The 20,660-nt window shown below is 69.6% G+C and carries 19 protein-coding genes; 4 read left to right on the top strand and 15 right to left on the bottom strand.

Annotated elements, in window-relative coordinates; genetic code table 11:
• Nucleotides 1-45: 45 nt before the first annotated feature.
• From sucB to U9979_RS17665, 3 genes are all read right to left on the bottom strand, one after another.
• Complete coding sequence (gene sucB / locus U9979_RS17675) at nucleotides 46-1,521, bottom strand: 2-oxoglutarate dehydrogenase, E2 component, dihydrolipoamide succinyltransferase (RefSeq protein ID WP_322780252.1); 1,476 nt, start codon at nucleotides 1,519-1,521, stop codon at nucleotides 46-48.
• Nucleotides 1,522-1,656: 135 nt separating this feature from the next.
• Nucleotides 1,657-3,039: a dihydrolipoyl dehydrogenase gene (gene lpdA / locus U9979_RS17670; protein WP_322749051.1), complete on the bottom strand. Its 1,383-nt coding sequence runs from the start codon at nucleotides 3,037-3,039 to the stop codon at nucleotides 1,657-1,659.
• Nucleotides 3,040-3,173: 134 nt separating this feature from the next.
• Nucleotides 3,174-4,763: a leucyl aminopeptidase gene (locus U9979_RS17665; protein ID WP_322780251.1), complete on the bottom strand. Its 1,590-nt coding sequence runs from the start codon at nucleotides 4,761-4,763 to the stop codon at nucleotides 3,174-3,176.
• A 47-nt stretch (nucleotides 4,764-4,810) separates the two neighbouring features.
• Between U9979_RS17665 and gcvT the strand changes: the two genes are divergently transcribed.
• Nucleotides 4,811-5,929 (top strand): glycine cleavage system aminomethyltransferase GcvT, encoded by a 1,119-nt coding sequence (gene gcvT / locus U9979_RS17660; RefSeq protein WP_322756499.1) that lies wholly within the window; start codon nucleotides 4,811-4,813, stop codon nucleotides 5,927-5,929.
• Nucleotides 5,930-5,967: 38 nt separating this feature from the next.
• Here the strand turns inward: gcvT and U9979_RS17655 are convergent, their stop codons facing one another.
• On the bottom strand, nucleotides 5,968-6,783 hold the full coding sequence (locus U9979_RS17655; protein ID WP_322780250.1) for an adenosylcobinamide-GDP ribazoletransferase: 816 nt from the start codon (nucleotides 6,781-6,783) through the stop codon (nucleotides 5,968-5,970).
• Between the two features lie 3 nt (nucleotides 6,784-6,786).
• Entirely contained in the window at nucleotides 6,787-7,920 is a 1,134-nt protein-coding gene (gene cobT, locus U9979_RS17650) for a nicotinate-nucleotide--dimethylbenzimidazole phosphoribosyltransferase (protein ID WP_322780249.1), read from the bottom strand.
• Between the two features lie 17 nt (nucleotides 7,921-7,937).
• Here cobT and U9979_RS17645 point away from each other — a divergent pair, with 17 nt between their 5' ends.
• Nucleotides 7,938-8,318: a DUF4143 domain-containing protein gene (locus U9979_RS17645; protein WP_322780248.1), complete on the top strand. Its 381-nt coding sequence runs from the start codon at nucleotides 7,938-7,940 to the stop codon at nucleotides 8,316-8,318.
• A gap of 21 nt (nucleotides 8,319-8,339) precedes the next feature.
• Here U9979_RS17645 and U9979_RS17640 read toward each other — a convergent pair whose 3' ends face one another.
• The 4 genes from U9979_RS17640 to U9979_RS17625 all read right to left on the bottom strand — a co-directional run bounded on the left by U9979_RS17640 (nucleotide 8,340) and on the right by U9979_RS17625 (nucleotide 13,259).
• Nucleotides 8,340-9,578 (bottom strand): DUF5635 domain-containing protein, encoded by a 1,239-nt coding sequence (locus U9979_RS17640; RefSeq protein WP_322780247.1) that lies wholly within the window; start codon nucleotides 9,576-9,578, stop codon nucleotides 8,340-8,342.
• Between the two features lie 72 nt (nucleotides 9,579-9,650).
• Nucleotides 9,651-11,471: an arginine--tRNA ligase gene (argS, locus tag U9979_RS17635; RefSeq protein WP_322780246.1), complete on the bottom strand. Its 1,821-nt coding sequence runs from the start codon at nucleotides 11,469-11,471 to the stop codon at nucleotides 9,651-9,653.
• A 65-nt stretch (nucleotides 11,472-11,536) separates the two neighbouring features.
• Nucleotides 11,537-13,021, bottom strand: a complete 1,485-nt coding sequence (locus U9979_RS17630) for a bifunctional adenosylcobinamide kinase/adenosylcobinamide-phosphate guanylyltransferase (protein ID WP_322780245.1) — start codon at nucleotides 13,019-13,021, stop codon at nucleotides 11,537-11,539.
• 13 nt (nucleotides 13,022-13,034) lie between these two features.
• The gene (locus tag U9979_RS17625) at nucleotides 13,035-13,259 is read right to left on the bottom strand and encodes a hypothetical protein (protein ID WP_322747387.1); all 225 of its coding nucleotides are present in this window, start codon (nucleotides 13,257-13,259) and stop codon (nucleotides 13,035-13,037) included.
• 433 nt (nucleotides 13,260-13,692) lie between these two features.
• Here U9979_RS17625 and U9979_RS17620 point away from each other — a divergent pair, with 433 nt between their 5' ends.
• Nucleotides 13,693-13,911: a hypothetical protein gene (locus tag U9979_RS17620; protein WP_322747446.1), complete on the top strand. Its 219-nt coding sequence runs from the start codon at nucleotides 13,693-13,695 to the stop codon at nucleotides 13,909-13,911.
• Nucleotides 13,912-13,915: 4 nt separating this feature from the next.
• Here U9979_RS17620 and U9979_RS17615 read toward each other — a convergent pair whose 3' ends face one another.
• The 4 genes from U9979_RS17615 to nadA form a co-directional block, all read right to left on the bottom strand.
• Entirely contained in the window at nucleotides 13,916-14,893 is a 978-nt protein-coding gene (locus U9979_RS17615) for an aldo/keto reductase family protein (protein WP_322780244.1), read from the bottom strand.
• Nucleotides 14,894-14,985: 92 nt separating this feature from the next.
• Nucleotides 14,986-16,104, bottom strand: coding sequence for a hypothetical protein (locus U9979_RS17610; protein ID WP_322780243.1), 1,119 nt, complete (start codon nucleotides 16,102-16,104; stop codon nucleotides 14,986-14,988).
• Nucleotides 16,105-16,357: 253 nt separating this feature from the next.
• Nucleotides 16,358-16,996, bottom strand: a complete 639-nt coding sequence (locus tag U9979_RS17605) for a DUF3043 domain-containing protein (RefSeq protein WP_322747390.1) — start codon at nucleotides 16,994-16,996, stop codon at nucleotides 16,358-16,360.
• Nucleotides 16,996-18,201 carry a quinolinate synthase NadA gene (gene nadA, locus U9979_RS17600; RefSeq protein WP_322747391.1) on the bottom strand — a complete coding sequence of 402 codons (1,206 nt, stop codon included), beginning with the start codon at nucleotides 18,199-18,201 and terminating at the stop codon, nucleotides 16,996-16,998. The genes U9979_RS17605 and nadA overlap by 1 nt, the downstream gene beginning before the upstream one ends.
• A gap of 495 nt (nucleotides 18,202-18,696) precedes the next feature.
• On the opposite strand from nadA, the gene erpA reads away from it, so the two are divergent.
• Nucleotides 18,697-19,080, top strand: coding sequence for an iron-sulfur cluster insertion protein ErpA (gene erpA, locus U9979_RS17595; protein ID WP_322747392.1), 384 nt, complete (start codon nucleotides 18,697-18,699; stop codon nucleotides 19,078-19,080).
• 176 nt (nucleotides 19,081-19,256) lie between these two features.
• Here the strand turns inward: erpA and U9979_RS17590 are convergent, their stop codons facing one another.
• Both U9979_RS17590 and U9979_RS17585 read right to left on the bottom strand, forming a co-directional pair.
• A complete protein-coding gene (locus U9979_RS17590; RefSeq protein ID WP_322780242.1) occupies nucleotides 19,257-19,553 on the bottom strand; it encodes a sulfurtransferase TusA family protein in 297 nt (98 codons plus the stop codon).
• Nucleotides 19,550-20,660, bottom strand: a 1,111-nt coding sequence (locus U9979_RS17585) for a cysteine desulfurase family protein (RefSeq protein ID WP_322780241.1), incomplete at its 5' end; no start/stop codon positions are given. The genes U9979_RS17590 and U9979_RS17585, both read right to left, overlap by 4 nt.

The raw sequence follows: 20,660 nt of genomic DNA, 5'->3' as shown, positions 1-20,660 counted from the left end.
ACCCACCACGACGGAACACCAACGCCGGACCGGGCAGGTGGCGGCCTACCGGCCCAGTTCGGCCTCGAAGGCGCCTTCTTCCAGGCGGCTGCGGACGCTGGTGAGGAAGCGAGCCGCATCGGCACCGTCGACGATCCGGTGGTCGTAGGTGAGCGCGAGATACACCTTCGACCGCACCGCGATGATCTCGCCCAGCTCGGGGTCGTCCACGACCGCGGGCCGTTTGACCACGGAACCGGTGCCGAGGATGCCGACCTGGGGCTGGTTGATGATCGGTGTGTCGAACAGGGCACCGCGGCTGCCGGTGTTGGTCAGCGTGAAGGTGCCACCACCCAGCTCGTCCGGTGACACACGATTGTCTCTGGTCCGGGTCGCCAGGTCGTCTATCTTGCGTGCCATGCCCGTGAGGTTGAGATCCCCGGCGTGGTGGATGACCGGGACGAGCAGCCCCCGGGCGGTGTCCACCGCGATGCCCAGGTGCTCGGTGTCGTAGTAGGTGACGGTCCCCTGCTCGACGTTGACACTTGCGTTGAGATTCGGATGTTCCCGCAGCGCTTCGCAGGCGGCGACCGCGAAGAACGGCAGGAACGACAGCTTCACGCCTTCCCGCGCCTCGAACGCGGCCTTCGTGCGATCCCGCAGGCGCGCGATGCGGGTGACGTCGGCCTCGACGACTGTGGTGAGTTGGGCGCTGACCTGCAGGGACTCGACCATCCGCTGGGCGATGACCGATCGCAGCCGCGACATCTTCTCCGTGCGACCGCGCAGCGAAACCGGCACGGGCGTCACCGGTGCCGGTGCTGGTGCCACAGCCGGTGCCGCAGCCACAGCCGGTGCCGCAGCCACAGCCGGTGCCGCAGCCACAGCCGGTGCCAGTGCTGGTGCCACAGCCGCGGCCATGGGTGCCGCAGCCGTGTCCGCGGCCGTTGGCGTGCGCGCGGCGTCGATGACGTCCTGCTTGCGAATGCGGCCGCCGATGCCCGTGCCCGTCACCGCGGACAGGTCCACATCGTGCTCGGCCGCGAGCCGTCGGACCAGCGGGGTGACATAGGCACCGAGCGATCCGCTGCCGTTGGACGGAGTTTCGGAGCCCGCGTCCGGCGCGAACTCCTGGGCCGGCAGGGCCGCCGGCGGCGTCTGGGCCGCGACCGGCGGGGGAGCTGCCGCAGGCGTCGGTGCCGGTGCCAGCGGGGGTGCCGGAGCCGGCGGGGGCGGTGGCGTCGGCGCGACGGCCGCGGTAGGTGTTGTGGGTGGAGCCTGGGGCGCGGCCTGCCCCGCCGTTGCACCCTCGTCGATGACGGCAAGTTCGACACCGACCTCGACCGTCTCGTCCTCGGCGACCCGGATGGCGCTGATCACTCCGGAGGCGGGCGCTGGGATCTCGGTGTCGACCTTGTCCGTACTGACCTCGAGGAGCGGCTCGTCGGCCTCGACGCGCTCGCCTTCTTTTTTCAGCCAGCGGGTGACGGTGCCCTCGGACACGCTCTCACCCAGACGGGGCATCGTGACGGACACAGACATGGGGTACGACTCCTTCGTGGCGTCCGGCCGTCCGTGGGCGACGGGGAGTGGCCGCGAACGCTGTGGGTCTGTCAGTAACTGATCGACTCAAGGCGACACGATCACGTTTGTCCTGCGCCGCCAGACATTGTGGTTCTAATTGTGGGAGTGCAGCGGCTTGCCGGCGAGGGCGAGGTGTGCTTCGCCGATCGCCTCCGACAGGGTCGGATGCGGGTGGATGAGCTGGGCGACATCGGCGGCGGTGGCCTCCCAGTTCGTGATCAGCTGGGCTTCGGCTATCAGCTCGCCGACCCGGTCGCCGACGATGTGGATGCCCACCACCGGCCCGTCGGGCAGGGCGACCAGCGTGACGGCACCGGTGGTCTGGAGGATCTGCGCCTTGCCGTTGCCGGCCAGATCGTAGGTGTGGGTCACGATCTCTCCGTACAGCTCCGCGGCCCGAGTCGAGGTCAGTCCCACCGATGCCACCTCGGGATGGGAGTAGGTGACCCGCGGAACGTTGTCGTAGTCGACATGCGCCGGGTTCAATCCGGCGAGGTGCTCGGCGAGGAAGATGCCCTCGGCGAATCCGACGTGGGCGAGCTGGAGCCCCGGTCGCAGGTCGCCGAGCGCGGAGACGGTCGGTAGGTTCGTCCGCAGCTCGTGGTCGACCAGGACGAAGCCGCGATCCATCGCGATGCCGACCTCGTCATAACCGAGCCCTTCGGAGACCGGACCGCGCCCGACCGCGACGAGCAGCACTTCGGCCTCGATGGTCGTTCCGTCCTCCAGCGACACCGTGACACCTGCGTCGGTGCTCTTCACACCGGCGAACCGGGCACCCAGGTGCTGTTTGATACCGCGGCGGCGGAACGCCCGCTCCAGCAGCTTGGAGCTGGACTCCTCCTCCAGCGGCACCAGATGGGGCAGTGCCTCGACGATCGTGACCTCGGCACCGAAGGAACGCCACACCGAGGCGAACTCACAGCCGATCGCGCCGGCACCGAGAACCACGGCGGATGCCGGCACGTGGTCGAGCTCCAAGGCGTCGTCGCTGGTGATCACCTGGCGGTGGTCGATCTCCAAGCCGGGCAGCGACTTCGACTGCGACCCGGTCGCGAGCACCACATGGCGGCCGGAGATGACCCGGTCGCCCACGGCAACGGCGGTGGGCGACACCAGCCGTCCGTGACCCTCGATGACCTCGATGCCGCGGCCCTTCACCAGGCCGGCGAGGCCCCGGTAGAGCTTGCTGACCACCGAGTCCTTGTAAGCGTTGACCTTCGTGATATCGATTCCGTCGAAGGTCGATCGGATCCCGTAATTCTCGCTCTCGCGGACATTATCCGCGATCTCCGCCGAGTGCAACAGGGCCTTGGTCGGAATGCACCCGCGATGCAGGCAGGTTCCGCCCAACTTGCCCTTTTCGATCAGAGCGACGTCCAGACCGAGCTCGGCGGAGCGCAGGGCCGCAGCGTAACCGCCGCTACCGCCACCGAGGATGACAAGGTCTACGGGACCGGCCGCAGAGTCCACCACGCCAGGCGTCCCTTCTCGTTGACTGGATGGGATGCGTTCAGTCTTTCATGCCGCAGGACGGATGTATCGCAGGTCCCGGCAACTGTGGTCCATGACGCCGGGTATTTTTCTGTGCCACTTCCGCTCGTTGCCCGCTACTCGCCGGTAATCTGTTTGTCAGGCTCGGAGCGGGGCGCCGACTCCCCGGCGATGTTCTCGGCCAGCTGGAGCAAGGTTCGGACGATCACACCGGTGCCGCCCTTCGGGGTGTGACCGTAGGGTTCGCCCGCGTTCCAGGCGGGCCCGGCCATGTCGATGTGCGCCCACGGAATGTGATCAGGTACGAAGGCGCTCAGGAAGTGCGCGGCCACCAGCATGCCGCCATCGCGGCTGCCGCCGCCGCCGACGTTGGCGAGGTCTGCGACGGCCGAGTCGAGGACCTTGCGCAGCTCTGGTGGCAGTGGCATCGGCCACACCGCCTCGCCGGTCTCGCCGGCCGCGGCGACGACCTGTTCGACCGCGTCGTCACGGCCCATGACCGCGCTGGTGCGCTGGCCCAGAGCCACGATCTGCGCGCCGGTGAGCGTTGCCACGTCCACCAGCAGGCCGGGGGAGTCCGCCGCGGCGCGGGCGATGGCGTCGCCGAGCACAAGCCGTCCCTCGGCATCGGTGTTGAGGACCTCGACCAGGGTGCCGCCCCGCAGGGTCAGGACGTCGCCCGGCCGGATCGCGTCCCCGGATGGCATGTTCTCGGCCAGCGGGATCCACGCGTTGACGGTGACCGGCACGTTCAACCGGGCGGCCGCGATGACGGCCGCGAGCACGCCGGCGGCGCCGGCCATGTCGGTCTTCATCCATTCCATCGCGCCCGCGGGCTTGAGCGACAGGCCGCCGGAGTCGAAGGTGATGCCCTTGCCGACAAGGGTCAGCGCGGGCGGGCCGGTCGGGTCCGCACCGGCGGGCCGCCAGGACAGGTGGACGAGCCTCGGCGGGTTCACCGAACCCTGGCCCACCCCGAGAATGCCACCGAAACCCTCGTCCGCCAGTGCCTTTTCGTCGAGTACCGCAACATCCACACCGACCTCGGCGCCATGGCGGGCGGCGATCTCGGCGAACACCGCGGGCGGTAGGTGCCCGGGCGGGGTGTTGACCAGATCCCGGGCCAGGGCGACGGCGTCGGCTGCTATAGCAGCCCTGCGCACGGTATCGGTGGCGGCGGGCTCGGCGGCGTCGTCCACGACGAACGTGATCTCCCCTACCGGCGGACGCCGGTCGGACCGGGACCGGGTCCGGAACGTGTCGAAGGCGTAGGCGCCGAGCAGCGATCCCTCGACGACGGCCCGCAGCTGGTCTGGTCCGGGCGGGCTGACCGCCAGGGCGAGGGTGGTCGCGACGCGGGCGGTGCCGGCGAGTGCGCGCACGGCGGCGCCCGACGCCCGGCGCAGCGTTTCGTGGTCGACGTCAACCTGGTCGACGTCAGCGTGGCTGGTGACGGGGCCGAGGCCGACCGCGACCACGATGGGGACCGGGAGCATGCCGAGCGTGGCGAAGCGGACGAGGTCGCCGGCCTTGCCGGTCGCGCCGAGGTCGGCCAGGACCTGGGCCAAGCGGCCACCGAGCGCCACGTCGAGCGTCTGGGTACCGCCCAGTGGCACCGGCCCGTTCTTGCCCGCCGCGATACCGATCACCAGCGCATCGGTATCAAGATCCAGAATGGATGATGTCGTCACGACAGTCGCGGTCATGGCGCGAGACTACGGAACACGGTGTGGGACGGGGTTAGCCTGCCCGTATGGGTGAGCTGCTGCGGTCTCCGCTGCACGACAGGCACGTTGCGCTGGGCGCCAAGCTGGCCGACTTCGGCGGCTGGGAGATGCCCATCGAGTATCCCGGCGGGGGGGTGCTCAAGGAACACGCGGCGGTCCGGTCGGCGGTCGGGATCTTCGATGTCAGCCACCTCGGCAAGGCCCGCGTCCACGGCCCCGGTGCCGCGGTCTTCGTGAACGCGACCCTCACCAACGATCTTTCTCGGATCGGTCCCGGCCAGGCCCAGTACACGCTGTGTTGCGACGATGAGACCGGCGGCGTCGTCGACGACCTCATCGCCTACCTGTACTCCGACTCGGAGGTCTTCCTCGTCCCCAACGCGGCCAACACCGAGCAGGTCGTCCGCCGGCTCGACGCCGCGGCCCCGCCCGAAGTGGCCGTTGACAACCTGCACACCGCCTTCGGCGTGGTGGCTGTGCAGGGACCGCGTTCGGCGGAACTGATGGCGGCGCTGGGCCTGCCCGTCGGCGGGGCCTACATGAGTTTTGCCGGGGCCTGTTGGCCGGGTGCCGGTGCCGGTGCCGGTGCCGACGTGATCGTCTGCCGGTCGGGCTACACCGGCGAGCACGGCTTCGAGATCGTGTCCGACTGGGCGGACACGCCCGCGCTGTGGGATGCGCTGACGGCGGCGGGCACCCCGCTCGGGATGCTGCCCTGTGGCCTCGGCGCCCGCGACACCCTGCGAACCGAGATGGGTTACCCGCTGCACGGTCAGGACCTGTCGATGTCGATCACCCCGGTACAGGCGCGGGCGGGTTGGGCGGTGGGCTGGGGCAAGCCGCGCTTCTGGGGTCGGGACGTGCTGCTGGCGGAACGGGCCGCCGGCCCGGCGCGGCAGCTGTGGGGGCTGCGCGCGACCGACCGCGGCATCCCGCGGCCGCACATGACGGTGTACGGCTCGCAGGCAGTGCCCGTCGGTGAGGTCACCAGTGGGACGTTCTCGCCGACCCTGCGAACCGGCGTCGGCCTGGCCCTGCTCGACCGTCGGGTCGGTGCGGGCGACACCGTCGGGGTGGATGTGCGTGGACGGCGCTCGACGATGACGGTTGTGCGGCCGCCGTTCGTCGACGCGTCCCCGAAGTAGGCCTGCCCCGGCAGGCCCGAGGCAGGCCCCGGAGCTCCTCACCGGGTGCTGAGGTGGATCCGCACGTCCGCGGGGATGTTCAGCGTCATGAACACCAGCGTGACCGTTGCCGTGACCTCGACGAGGGCGCCGAGCACATCTCCGGTGACACCACCGAGGTAGCGGACGAGGAACCGGCGCAGCAGCCAGCCCGCGACCGTCCCGACGGCGACGGCCGTCACCGCGCGGACCGCACCCCCGGCGTCCCCACCGTCGAGGTCGACGCGCCCGGCCAGGGCGGCGACGGCGACCACAGCGGCACCGGAGCAGGCCGCCTGCCACGGCGCCACGGTGCGGGCGACGAGCGCGCCGAGCCCGGTCGGGTGCGCGGCTGGCGCGCGGACGCAGGCGAGCGTCGCCGCGAGCCGTCCGGTCATGGCGGCCACCACGATCGACACGGTGCCCCGGTGCTCGCCGATCGTGAGTGACAGGGCACTGACCTGGACGAGTACCGCGAACACCACGGCCAGCGCGCCGAACGCACCGAGCCGGGAGTCGCGCATCGCGGCCAGGGCACGGTCCTGGCCGGCGCCGAACCCGTCGGCCACGTCGGCGAGCCCGTCCAGGTGCAGGCCCCGGGTCAGCCATGCCAGCGTGGCGATTCCCACCGCGGCCGGGAGCAGCGTCTCCGCCGGTTGGCCGGGCTGCGTTGTGAAGATCCCTAGGATGGCCACAGCCACGGCGGTGATGACACCGAGGGTGAGGCCGACCAGCGGTGCGATCGCCATGGCGCGCCCGATGGTGCGCCGGTCGAGGGCGACCGGTCCAGGGACGGGCAGTATCGACAGCAGTGAGAAGATGGTCCTGATTGGCACGTCTCAGGTAGCGGCCGCGGCGGGCTCGTCGTCCGCGGCGGGTACTGTTTCCGCTTCCGCGCTGTCGTTCACCTCAGCCTGTTTGTCGCTGACCCCGGCCTGGTCGAAGGTGGCCATGTCGGCGAGCGTCGCCTGCGCGGCCACCAGCAGGTTGACGGCGAGCAGCGCCCCGGTGCCCTCACCGAGGCGCAGACCGAGGTCCAGCAGGGGATCGAAGCCGAGCGAGGCGAGCGTGAGGTGCTGCGCGGGTTCGGTCGACCGTGTTCCGGCAACCCACCATGCCTTCGACCCCGGCGCGTAGGCTTCGGCGGCCAGCGCGGCGGCGCAGATGACGACGCCGTCGAGCACCACCGGGGTGCGCCGGACGGCGGCCTGGGTCAACAGGCCGGTGAGGGCGGCCAGGTCCGCGCCACCGATCACTCGAAGGAGCGCCGCCGGGTCGTCGGCGAAGGGCCGACCGCGGCGCATCGCGTCCCGGATCGCGGCGGTTTTGAGCATCCATCGGGCGTCGTCGATGCCGGTTCCGCGGCCGACCACGTCGATCGGCTCGCGGTCGAGCAGGGTGGCGACGATCGCCGCGGACGCGGTGGTGTTCCCGATCCCCATCTCGCCGGGGACCAGCAGGTCGGCACCGGCGTCCACCTCCTCGTCGGCGATCATGCGGCCGATGTCGAACGCGCGGGAGGCCTCATCCGCGGTCAGGGCGTCCTCGACGTCGATCCGCCCGCTGCCGCGCCGGACCCGGTAGCGCTGCGCCGGCGCGGTCCCGTCCACTCCGCCGGGGGCGGTCGGTTCGTCGGTGTCCACGCTGACGTCCACCACCCGCACGGACGCGCCGACGGTGCGGGCCAGGACGTTCACCGCCGCGCCACCGGCGACGAAGTTCGCCACCATCTGGGCGGTGACCTCCGAAGGGAACGCGGAGACACCCATCTGCGCGATGCCGTGGTCACCGGCGACGATGATCGCCCGGATGCGCTGGAATGGCCGCGGCGGGCACACTCCCTGCGTGCCGGCAAGCCAGATCGAGACCTCCTCCAGGCGCCCGAGGGCGCCCGGAGGTTTGGTCAGTACCGTCTGCCGCTGCCGGGCGGCGTTCATGGCGTCGGTGTCGAGTGCGGGGGCTGGGGTCTGCACAGGGTCCTTACTACCTGATGAGCAACTGGTGGCCGGGCAGGAGGTGCTCGGACAGCGTCATCGCGGCATCCACGCTGCTCGAACCACAGCGGACATCGGGCGGACATCTCCTTCAGATCTTGGATCAATCGCTACGGTTCGGCCACTACCGGGCCTCCGACGGGGTGGAGGTGGACCTCGTCATCGAGAATGGCCAGAACGAGGTCTTCGCGGTGGAGGTGAAGGCGGGCGGATCGTATCGCGGGGAGGATCTCCGCGGGCTGGTTCAGCTTCGGGACCGCGTTGGCGACAGGTTCGTCGCGGGCGTGCTCGCCTATACCGGGGAGCGTGCCGCGCGCGTGGCAGACCGGCTCTACCTGGTGCCGGTCGACACCCTCTGGCGGGAACCCGAAGAATGACGCCGACGATCGTCCCAGACGTCAGGGACCGGGCGCCACGCTGCCGGCGGCGATGTAGTGGGCGTTGCGGCCGGTGGTGGAGCCCCGGACGAGCAGTTCCGGGACGAAGCGGTCGAGTGCGCGGTTCGCACCGGTCTGCGTGAGGCCGGTCAGAGTCGCGTAGTCACCGCTGGTGATACGATCATGGGCGGAAAGCCACGCCTGGACGACGTCCGGGCTGTTGTTCTGGTTGGGCCGGCGGTAGGGCAACAGACCCCGTCCGACCGGTTTCCCCGCGGTGGCCTGGTCGTTCTCCAGCCGGCGGAACACGGCCGCGGACAGCATCCAGACGTCCTTGTACGGCTCGATGAGCACGTTGTCATCGATGCGGGTGGCGCAGGCTGTCTCCAGCGCGCTCCGCGCGTCATTCGCGTCGGTTTGCAGCGCGCGCGCCGCACTGTCGAGGGTGAGAAACGGCCGGTGCAGCAGTTCGTAGAAGATCACGGCGATCCGCACGTCGCGACGGCGCGCCACCGGTTGCACGGATTCCATCAGCGACATCACCGGCACGACCGGCGTTCCGCCCGTCAGGCGGGTCCGCACGGCCGGCCCGGCTATCTCGATGATTCGCGGGGGCCTGTGACCCAATGAGATCATTTCTCGGTACATGCGGTCGACACCGACACCCTGCTTCTCCACCAGCCGCAGCGCACGGCAGAGATCAGACAGGGCCGGGTAGCGGGCGTACCTGCGGGAAAGCACGGTGTCCTGGGTCACGCCGCCGGCAAAGCCGCCGGGGCTTTCCACCTCGAGAACGTGGTCGTGGTCGAACCAGATCACAGTGACCGGATCCGGACGCATCCAGTCGCGGTGTACGAGCCCGTTGAGCAGGGCCTCGCGCACAGAACGAGGCGGGATCTGCCGGACGGGGATCTCGGCGAACCCGCGGTGGACGGTGGTCGCGACGTTGAACGCCAGGAGATCGCTTTCGACCGCGGCGAGCTGTTCGATGAGGGCCAGCCCGGAAAGATCGGTCGGTGGGTTGAGAACATCACCGCCGGGGACGTCGAACCGGGTCAGCTCGATGAGCGACCGTGGTGCCGGGCAGAAGAGCAGCACGCCGGCCTGGGTGAGGGCGCCGTCCGGGCGCAGGACACCGAGGCGCTGGAGCAGTTCGGTGTCGGTGGCATCGGCCGTTTCGTCGTCGTTGCCGCTGATGAGATAACGGCGGGCCACCACGAGGGCGCCCAGGGCGACGTCGGTGATCGTCCGTCCGGTCACCGCGGCCATCACGTCCAGCGCCGTCGAACCGGTCGACCTACGCACCGGGGGGTAGGCGGGAGCTGAACGGGATCACAGGCGTTCCGGTGCGGCAATACCGAGGAGGTTCAGGCCACGGCGCAGCGTTGCGGCGCTCAGTCGGCACAGCGCGATGCGATTGCCGCGCGTCGGTTGCGCCGCGGACAGGACGGGGCAGGCTTCGTAGAAATCGGTGAATGCCTTCGCCAGGTCGTAGAGGTAGCCGCAGAGCTGGTGGGGTTCGAGCGCCTGGCCGACGTCGGTGAGTGTGTCGCCGAAGGCGTCCAACGCGAGTATCAGCGCGCGTTCGGCGGGATGCAGTACAAGCGCGGTATCGACATCGGCGGATTCATCGTCGGCTTTGCGGAGAATGGAGCAGATCCGCGTGTGCGCATACTGAAGGTACACGCCGGTGTTCCCGGTGAAGGACACCATTCGCTCGACGTCGAAGGTGTAGTCCTTGGTGCGGGAAGTGGACAGGTCCGCGTATTTGACCGCGCCGATACCCGCCTGTTCGGCGATCTGGTCGAGCTCGGCCGGGGCGAGATCGTGAGATTTCTCGGTGACGATTTCCCGGGCCCGCCCGACGGCGGTGTCGAGCAGGTCCATCAGTTTGACCGTGTCACCCGAGCGGGTCTTGAACGGACGCCCGTCGGGACCGAGCACGGTTCCATAGGAGAGGTGTGTGACGTCGATGTCGTCGGTGAGCCAACCGGCGCGCCGGGCGGCTTCGAACACGAGTCGGAAGTGCAGTGCCTGGCGGGCGTCGACGACATAGAGAATCCGGTCGGCCTTGAGTTCGCGGATGCGGTAGCGGATCGTCGCGAGGTCGGTGGTGTCGTATCCGTAGCCGCCGTCGGTCTTACGGACCATCAGCGGTACCGGATCGCCGTCCGGGCCGGTGATGTCGGCGGAGAACACGCACAGCGCGCCGTCGCTTGCCACCGCGATACCGGCCTGGGTGAGTTCGTCGACGACTTCGGGCAGCCATGGGTTGTAGAAGGACTCGCCCGCCGAGTCGGCGGCGGTGAGAAGCACACCGAGCCGCTGGTAGATCTCGCTGAATGCGAACTCCGACTCGGCGACGATCTCCCGCCACCGGGTGACGGTTGCCTCATCGCCGGCCTGCAACGCGACAACGCGACGCCGGGCCCGGTCGGCGAAGTCAGGATCAGCGTCGAACACGGCCCGGGCGGCCCGGTACAGGGTATTGAGCGCGGAGACGGCCGACGTGCCGTCGGCGAGTTCGTCGCGGTGCCACGCGACGTCGGGATGGCTGTCGAGGTACTCGATGAGCATCCCGAACTGGGTGCCCCAGTCGCCGAGATGGTTCTGGCGGAGCACATCCGCGCCGAGGAAGGCGAGCACGCGGGACAGACAGTCACCGATGATCGTCGTCCGGAGGTGACCGACGTGCATCTCCTTGGCGATGTTCGGACCGGAGTAGTCGATGACCGTGCGGCGGCCCTGCTGCGGTGTACCGACCCCGAGGTGATGGCTTGCCAGCCGTGCCGCCACCGCTCGCCAGAGCGCGGTGTCGGACATGACCAGGTTGACGAATCCCGGTCCGGAGACGGTGACGGCGGCCACCAGGGCACCGGTCCCGGCTTCGGCCTCGCCTTCGGTGTCGCGGCGCAGGGTATCGGCCACGGACGCGGCCAGGTCGGCGGGCTTGCGGCGGGCGCGTTTGGCCAGCGCGAGCGCGGCGTTGGACTGGAAGTCCGCGTGCTCGGAGTGGCGGACCACCGGGTCCGCCCCCGCGAGCTCGGGCAGCGCCCGGTCGATCGCGCCGGAGACGGCGGCCTCGACCTGCCTGCGCAGCGACGGCACCTCGTGATCGTTCAAGCCCACAACCTCCCGCACGTTCTCCCGCATGTTTTTTCGAACTCCTTCATTCTTCCAGGCCGATCCGCAGATCACGGCAGGTGCTGGAGCACGGGTCAGCGTAGGCGGGTGGGGATGCCGGCAACAACGTGCCAGACTTCGTCGGACTCGGCCGCGATCGCGGCGTTCAGGCGTCCGAGTGCGTCGCGGAATCGGCGTCCCACCACGGTCGCAGGCACGATGCCCGAGCCGACCTCGTTGGTCACCGCGACCACGTGGCGACGGGTGTTGCGCCAGGCGGTGACCAGCTCGTCGACGCGGGCCGGCCAGTCTCCGTCGAGGTGGGCGGTCAGCCACAGCGTGAGGCAGTCGACGAGCAGGGGTGAGCCCTCGACGCGCAGCAGGGGCACCAGATCGGTGGTCTCCGCCGTCGTCCAGTGCGACGGCCGGCGCGTGGCGTGGGCGTGCACCCGGGCGGCCCACTCGGCGTCGCCGGGGGTGACCGGCCCCGCCGTGGCCGCGTACACAACACCCGGCCAGGCGGCCAGGCGTTGCTCGGCTGTCACGGATTTGCCGGACCGGGCACCCCCTGTGACCAGGACGCGGTACGGCCTGGGCAGCGGCCCCAGCCGCACCGCGTCCTGGTCAGGACGTGTTCGCCGCGTTCGCCGCGTTCCGCGGAACGCAACGGCCGGGTCCGGATCCGGTGCAGTGGCCGGCGCGCCGGCAGGCGCGGTGGCCGGCGTGATGTCGAGCACGGTCCCGTCGGGGTGCACCTGCGCGCCCATGAACGCCAACCGCTGGGCGAGCGCATCCCCGGGCGGGTTACGGTGGCTCAGGTGGACGGCGATGACCAGGGTCGTGTCGACCACCGCGTCGCGTTGCCGTAACTGCGCGAGGACGTTCGCGAAGCCGGGCAGGTCCAAGTGGTCACCGAACCCCGGGCGGTCACCGTTGTTCTCCTCCATCAGCACCACGTCGAACGCCCGACCGGTGAGTGCCTCCAGGGTCTGGCGCGGCAGCGGCGCGCCGGTGTCACACGCGTAGAGCAGCCGTCCGCCGTCCGGTGTCGTCACGTCGTAGAGCACCGCCGGCCCGATGACCGCGTCCCCGTGGTTGGCGGCCACCGGCCGGATCTCGAAGCCACCGAGTCTCAGCACGTCGCCCGCGAGCGCCGGGTGGAACCGAAGCGGTCCAGATCCACCTGAGCCACCGGCGACCTGATCGGCATCCATATCGACATCCGTGACGTCCCACGGGCCCACGAAGGCGCGGCAGGCCTCCAGACAGGCCGGTGGCCCGACGACGTCCAGCGGCTGGTCGGCCACGGTTGTCCACGCCCGCCACATCAGCGCCGCGGGCCCGGTGTGGTCGGGGTGGGCGTGGCTGAACAGCAGGTGCCGCACGCCTGCGAGCCGCACCCCGAAACGGGTGGCGGCCCGCGGCACGTCCGGCCCACAGTCGATGAGCATGACCTCGTCGAGGAGGACCGCGGTCTGGGTGCGTACCTCGTGTTCCCGCGCCCAGCGGCACGACGCGCATTCACACCACGGATTGGGCCAGCCGTCGGCCGATCCGGTGCCGAGCAGTCTCAGCCGCACGCGGGTGACGTTCTCACGCCGGCGGCTCCTGCGGCTCGGCGCGGGGGTGGGCATGGGGGTGGGGGTGGCGCTTGCGGTCGGCCAACGTCATGATGGTGATGACGAGTCCAAGCAGCAGGATCGCGCCGATCGTGACCAGGCCGACCGCCCACCACTCCATCGGCGCCTTGGTCGACCCGACGGTTTCGGCGAGCACTGTCATCCCGGTGACCGTTGTCGTCCCGGAGAACGTTGGCATGACGCCATCTGAAGCTGTGAACACGGCTTCCTTCCTCTGTTCGACACGTCCACCCGTCCGCCGGATCGTACGGGCGCCGGATCGTACGGGCGCCGGCCGGAGAGCACCGGCCGGCGGTTCACGACTTTCGCACGCCGGTGCTCTGCGGCGAAATGGATAGGCTCAGGGTGTGCGACCGGTCACGCCTTGCCGGAGATCAGGACAGGACCTCGACGGGGCATCGGATGCCCGGGGCCTGGGCGAGCCGCTTGTCGGTCGTGTCGCGCTCCCGGTTGTGTCGCGCTCTCGGTTGTGTCGCGCTCTAACACGGGCCGGGAGGGTGGCCGGGATGGGCCGCCGGAGTGCTGACCGTGTTGGATAGAGCCTGCCTATCCAGAGAAGATGACCCTGGCAGGAGGACGACATGGACGGGACGACAGAGGGGGACCATGCGGTGAGCTGGACGTGGCGTTTCGAGGCCGAGGACGGTGCCGCGGTCGCGGCCGGGCCTGCGGGTGCGTCCTTGTCGGAGTCGTTCCCGACCCAGAGCGACGCCGAGACCTGGTTGGGGGAGACCTGGCGGGAGCTGCTGGAGGCCGGCGTCCAGCAGGTGGTGCTGGAAGACGCCGGCCGCAAGGTCTACGGCCCGATGAGCCTCCGTTCCGTGGACTAGCCGGTCATACGGCATCCGGGTCGGTCACGATCACATCGCTGAGCACCGCGTCGATCCAAGCCAGGATCTCCTGGTCCAGCTTTACTCCCGACGCCTTGACGTTCTCCTCGACCTGCTCCGGTCGGGATGCTCCGATGATCGCCGAGGCCACGTTGTCGTTCTGCAGCACCCAGGCGACGGCCAGCTGTGCCGGGGACAGGCCGACGTCGGCCGCTACGGGTAACAGGTCCTGGACCCGGGCGAGAATCTCGTCCCGCAGCAGGCGTCGGATGACACCCGAGCCGGCCTCACTGACCGCGCGGGTGTGCTCGGGCCGCGGCGCTCCCGGCAGGTACTTGCCGGTGAGTACACCCTGCGCCACCGGTGACCAGACGATCTGGGCGATGCCGGCGGCGCGGGATGTCGGGATGACCTCGGACTCGATCGTCCGCCACAGCATCGAGTACTGCGGCTGGTTGGAAATGATCTGGTCGTAGCCGGCCTGCGCGGCGATCCGTACCGCGTCGGCGATCTGCGCGCCGGTCCACTCCGAGACACCGACGTAGAGCACCTTGCCGGCCCGCACCAGGTCGTCGAAGGCCCGCAGGGTCTCCTCCAACGGCACGGTCGGGTCGTAGCGGTGTGCCTGGTAGAGATCGAGATGGTCGGTGCGCAGCCGCCGCAGCGAGGCGTGGCAGGACTCGATGATGTGCTTGCGCCCCAGACCGCGGTCGTTCGGGCCGGGTCCGGTCGGCCAGAACACCTTGGTTAACAACTCGTAGGATTCGCGGCGTATCCCGTCCAGCGCCTCGCCCAGCACAACCTCGGCCTTCGTGCCCGCGTACACGTCGGCGGTGTCGAAGGTGGTGATCCCGTTGTCCAGAGCAGCGTGCACGCACGAGATCGCCTGATCCCGCTCGATCTGATCACCGTGGGTGATCCAGTTGCCGTACGCGATTTCACTGACGCTCAGTCCGCTGCGTCCCAGCCGTCGATGCTCCACATAACCACCCTATGATTTACGGCCCAGGGCCGAGGCTCGGGTGATACCCGGATGCCCCGGCCCCGGGCCGGGAACCCGGCGCGGCGAGCAGGTCAGCGTGGTCCGGCACCAGCCGGGACGGATGCGGCGATGGTCGCCGCCGGTTCGGCCAGGTAGGCATATGGCAGTTGAACAGTGGAACTGCTGGCGGCGGTTCCGGCCGGGGTGGCATTACCGAAGTCGTTCGGGTGGTCGGACGACAGGATGGCAGTCCCGGGCTCCGTGCTGTAGCCGGTTGTGATCACCGGGGTGCCGACGCCGCGGAAGACGTTGGACTCAAGGAGAACCACCGCACCCATCCGCGAGTTGACGGCGGTGTCGGCTGTCTGGAACACGTTGTCGTAGACGTGGCCGGTGCCAAAGCGCAGGCTCGGCAGCCGTGAGTTCACGTTGGTGAACCAGTTGTGATGGATGGTGACATGCAGTTTGCCCCGGTCGGCGGTGTCGTCGTCACTCGCGCTGATGAGCATCACTTTGTAGTGGTCGTGAAACCGGTTCCACGACACGGTGACGAGATCGGAAGCCTTCGTGATGTCGAGCAGGCCGTCGTAGTAGTCCTTGCCGTGCGTCATGTCGCTGGAGAGGTCGTTCTGAGTGATCCACACATGCTGGGAGCCGTAGACGCTGATCGCATCGGTGCCCGTTGCCAGGCTGATGGTCAGGTTGCGCACGATCACGTTGGTCACATTGCGGATGTTCAGCCCGCCACCGGTGAGACCAGCGCCCTTCGCAGCCCCGACGATTGTCTTGTTCGAGGCGACCTTGATCTGACCGGTGAGTGCGATCACTCCGGTGACCGTGAGTACGTACGGTTGGTCCGCGCCGGCGTACCTGGCGAGGTCCGCCGCGGTCGTGACCGTCACCGTGGCCCCGGCCACGCCACCGGTCGTGCCGGCGGCAAAGCCGTCGGCCGTCGGTGCCGGCACGGCCGCGCCTGAACTGGATGGCCCTGCACTGGCTGATGTCATGCCGGTCGGCGGAACAGCTGTGGATGCGTTCACGGCTGTCGTCGGTGTGGCTGGGGCGGCGGACGGTGATGTTCCAGCCGCCGGCCCGGCCACACCGGACGCGCTCGATGTCGCTGCTGGGCCGCCGGCCGGAAGATTCGGCTCGCATGCGGCCAGAACGACCAGAGCGACCGCGGTCAGCAGGTATACGGTTGTGCGTTTCACGTACTACCCCTCGATAAGGGGCGTCGCCCTCCCCCTGGACGGGGCCGCACGGCCACCGCCCACGCCGCCAGGACGATGCGGTCCGGTCGTTGCCGGTCAGGACCGGCGTCCGTCCGAACAGCGTAACGTACCGAAGAGTAGTACTACGAGGTTTTTTAGACGCATCCGACCCCGTTGCCGCATTTAGTCCCAGATCTTCTTTGGCTGGGCCCGATTTGTCGCCCGATGTGTCGCCCGGGCGAGTCCGGCCGGGTCAGCGGCCGCTGCCGGCGCGGGTGACCCGGGGCCGCGGCATCCGCCAGCGGGCCGGTAGTAGGGCGCGTTGCACGCTGTACGCGCGCACCTTGACCGGTGAGTCCGGGTACTTCTCGCCAACCCTGCGGCTGACCTGGCGGGACAGCACGATCGAGTCGACGGCCACGGCGAGGATGCCCAGCAGCATCAGGTAGGTGGCGATCAGCCGGATGTACACGTTGGGGACGAGCCCGCCGACGAAGTACACCGCGGCGGCGGCGAGGAAGAACGGCCCCACATTGCGGCGGGCGTCGACGAAGTCCCGGGCCAGTACGCGCTCGGGGGCACGCTCGCGCGGGGGCAGCTTGCTGACATCCCCCGACATCATCGCAGTCCGGTACTCCTGGGACTGGCGACGTCGCTCGCCGCGGGAGTTCGCCCGGGTGTCCTTACCCGACCCCGGGGTCGCCAAGGCGCTGCCGCCGCGGGCGCGGGCCGCGCGGGCGTCGCTGCGCTTGGGGGTGGGGCGTCCCTTACCCGACCCGTTCCCACTACCGACGGGGGCGCCCGCCTGGGCCGGCTCACCGCTGGTCGGGCCGGCGGCTGACGGGTCGGTGGGTGCGCCCGGCGCCGTCGTACGTCGTTTCAACAGGGCCATCAGGGGAGCGCCAGCATCTGGTCAAGGGCCTTTCGGGCATGTGTCGCGACATCGGGATCGACCGTGATGCGGTTGACCGTCTCGCCGCGCACGAGGGACTCGAGTGCCCACACGAGGTGGGGCAGATCAATACGGTTCATCGTCGAGCAATAGCACACCGTACGGTCCAGGAAGGCGACGGTCTTGTCGGGATGCCGGTTCGCGAGCCGTTGCACCAGGTTCAGCTCGGTGCCCACGGCGAACGCGCTGCCCGGCGGTGCCTCGTCGACGACTCTGATGATGTATTCCGTCGATCCGATCATGTCCGCAGCGGTGACGACCTCATACTGGCACTCCGGATGAACCAGCACGGTGACGCCGGGTATGCGGGCGCGGACGTCGTCCACGCACGCGCGACTGAACCGGCCGTGCACCGAGCAGTGGCCTCGCCACAGGATCATCCGCGCGTCGCGCAACCGGGCCGCCGCAACACCGCCACCCGGGCGGTGCGGGTTGTAGACCACGCAGTCCGCACGTGCCATACCCATCTCCAGCACCGCCGTGTTGCGGCCGAGATGCTGGTCGGGCAGGAACAGCACCCGCTCGCCGCGGCGCTTGGGCCCGAACGCCCACTGCAGTGCCCGCCGGGCATTGGACGAGGTGCAGATCGTGCCGCCGTGCCGCCCGGTGAACGCCTTGATCGCGGCAGTGGAGTTCATGTAGCTGACCGGGACGGTACCTTCGGCGAGCCCGGCGTCGGCCAGCGTCTCCCATGCCTGCTCGACCTGTTCGAGCGCGGCCATGTCGGCCATGGAGCAGCCGGCGGCGAGGTCGGGAAGGATCACCTGCTGGTGGTCGCCGGTGAGGATGTCGGCGCTTTCGGCCATGAAGTGCACGCCGCAGAAGACGATGTGGCCGGCTTCGGGGCGTCCGGCGGCCTGCTGAGCGAGCCTGAACGAGTCGCCGGTCACGTCCGCGAAGGCGATGACCTCGTCCCGCTGGTAATGGTGCCCGAGTACGAAGACGGAGGCGCCGAGCGCAGCCCGGGCCGCGGCGGCGCGCTCAACCAGGTTCGGATCGGATGCCGGCGGCAGCGCACCGGGGCAGTCGACCCCACGCTCGCTGTCGGGATCGGCACCGCGACCCAGCAACAGCAGCGTGAGCGGATTCGGTGGGAGTTGCAGCGGCGTGATGGCGGCGCGGTCGAGCGCGGGGTTGATCGTCATGCTCGCTCCTCCGGTCGACCGGCCGACCGGCTCGCTCGGGGCCTGCGGGCGCGCACCGTTGAGTCCTGATTGTGCGCCCGCCGGCCACCGGGAGGTGGTCTGGCAGCCTTCTCGTAGACGAATGGTCGACACGACTCTAACTCGCCGGGCACGCACGTGCCGTCGTCGACCGGAGGAGTTCACGATCACAGCTCTTCGCGCTGTGCTTGGTCGTCCGCTGAGGTCCTGCGTACGATGGGAAGGCGATCGCGGCATGCGGTGTTGTGAGTAGGTGTTGTAGATGACGGCTACCGCCGCGATGGCATGAACGGCGACATTCGTACGAATGGCGATATTTACCGACATCTCGTGCGGTTGCACACAGAGTGCACACGCAATGTGGGTAGACGAATACCGGCCACACTTGACAACAAGGGCTCGACCGGCCTTCGGATGCGCGATCATGAGTTCTTTCGCGCAGGCGTGGGCCCCAAGGGAACCTAGGGAGCAGTCTCCATGACCGTCCAGGACGCGACGACTGACACCGTGACCGGCACGGACACAGCGACCGGGCCGACCACCGTCATCCTGACCGACGTGGCCGCGAGCAAGGTGAAGAACCTGCTTGAGCAGGAAGGTCGTGACGACCTCCAGCTGCGGATCGCCGTGCAGCCCGGCGGCTGCTCCGGCATGCGCTACCAGCTCTTCTTCGACGAGCGTCAGCTCGACGGCGACACTGTCCTGGACTTCTCGGGTGTCAGGGTCGCGGTCGACCGGATGAGCACCCCGTACCTCGGTGGCGCGAAGATCGATTTTGTCGACACGATCGAGAAGCAGGGCTTCACGATTGACAACCCCAACGCGGCGGGTTCCTGCGCCTGCGGCGACTCCTTCCACTGATCCGGGCGCTGCGGGTCGGGATGCGTCCCGGTCTGACCTTCCAGCGGTAGTAGCTGGTGACGCCCGTGTCGACCGGTCACCGGTCGACACGGGCTCGGTCGCGGGCCTACGGGTCGGAGACTGTTGCGGAGATCACCCCGCATCTGCCGGTCGCTCTAGGAGAGCCGGTGGACGGCTTAAGAGAGCCGGTGGACGAGGTAGGCCGTCCCTCCGTCGGCAAGCTCGCGGGTCGAGATCAGCTCCTGGGCACGCATCCGGCACCAGGCAGGGACGTCATGCGCGGCCGCAGGGTCGTCCGCCCACAGTTGCAGGTCTGCGCCGACGTCGATGTCGCGGATGCGGCGTGCGAGTTCGATGATCGGTAGCGGGCACCGTCGTCCACGCGCGTCCACCGTGAGGCGGGCGCCGTTCCACGCAGCGTCCCAGGCGCTGTGGTCGCGGTCGCTGTGGTCGTCACGGTCGGCCGATCTCACAGGCCGACGGCCCCGGCCCGCTCGCGGACCCGGGCAACCGCCTCGGGTAGGACCGCCAGCAGGGCGTCCACATCCGCACTGTCGGATTCGCGGCCGAACGACACCCGGATGTTGCCCTGGGTCAGTACACCCATCGCGGCCAGCACGTGGCTGGGGGTGAGGGTGTCCGATGTGCAGCTGGAGCCGCTGCTGACCGCGATTCCCGCCCGGTCCAACTCGCCGAGCAGCGCTTCTCCGTCGACGTACAGGCACGAGAACGCGAGCAGGTGCGGCAGCCGGGCGGCCGGATCCGGGTCGCCGAGTAGCTCGAGGTCCGCAACGAGGTGGGGGAGACGGGTCCGCAGCCGCTCGACGTAGCCGGCCAGGCGCGGTGTCTCATCGGCGATCTCAATGGTCCGGGCGTGCAGGGCCGCTGCCGTCGCGACGATTGCCGCGACGTTGGGGAAGCCGCCCACCCGGCCACCCTCGCGTTCGTCGGTGGGTAGCGGGTTGCGCCATCGACGCCCGGTCCGCACGACCAGGATGCCCACTCCTGCCGGCCCGCCGAACTTGTGCGCACTGGCGCTGAGCAGGTCGGCTCCCAACGCGGCGACGTCCACCGGGATCCGCCCGGCTGACATGGCGGCGTCCACATGCAACGGGACACCCGCGGTGTGCAGCACATCGGCGACCGCGGCCACCGGCTGGATGGTCGCGACCTCGTGGTTGGCATGTTGCAGGCTGGCCAGCGCCGTGCCCGGTGGGGGAGTGAAACCCGCCGGGTCGACCCGGCCGAATCGGTCGACGCCGACCGTGTCGACCGTGCCGCCGGCGTTTTCGTGCCATTGGGCGGCGTGCAGAACGCAGGAGTGTTCAACGGCGCTGATCAGCAGCCGCGTCCCTGACCGCCGCCGGGCGCCGGCCGCGCCGAGAATCGCCAGCTGTGCCGCCTGGGTACCCGACGATGTGAAGCTGACCTCGTCGGGGCGGGCGCCGAGCACCGCGGCGACCATCTCCCGGGAGGCGTCGAGCACCATGCGGGCCCGACGCCCATCGCGGTACAGGCGGGCGGGGTCCGCCCAGCCGTCGTCGAGGGCCGCCAGCAGGGCCTCGCGGGCCGCGGGGTGC

The organism is Protofrankia sp. Cas4 (genome assembly GCF_963555915.1).
Lineage (GTDB): Bacteria > Actinomycetota > Actinomycetes > Frankiales > Frankiaceae > Protofrankia.
This window is presented reverse-complemented; position numbering and strand designations above follow the sequence as displayed.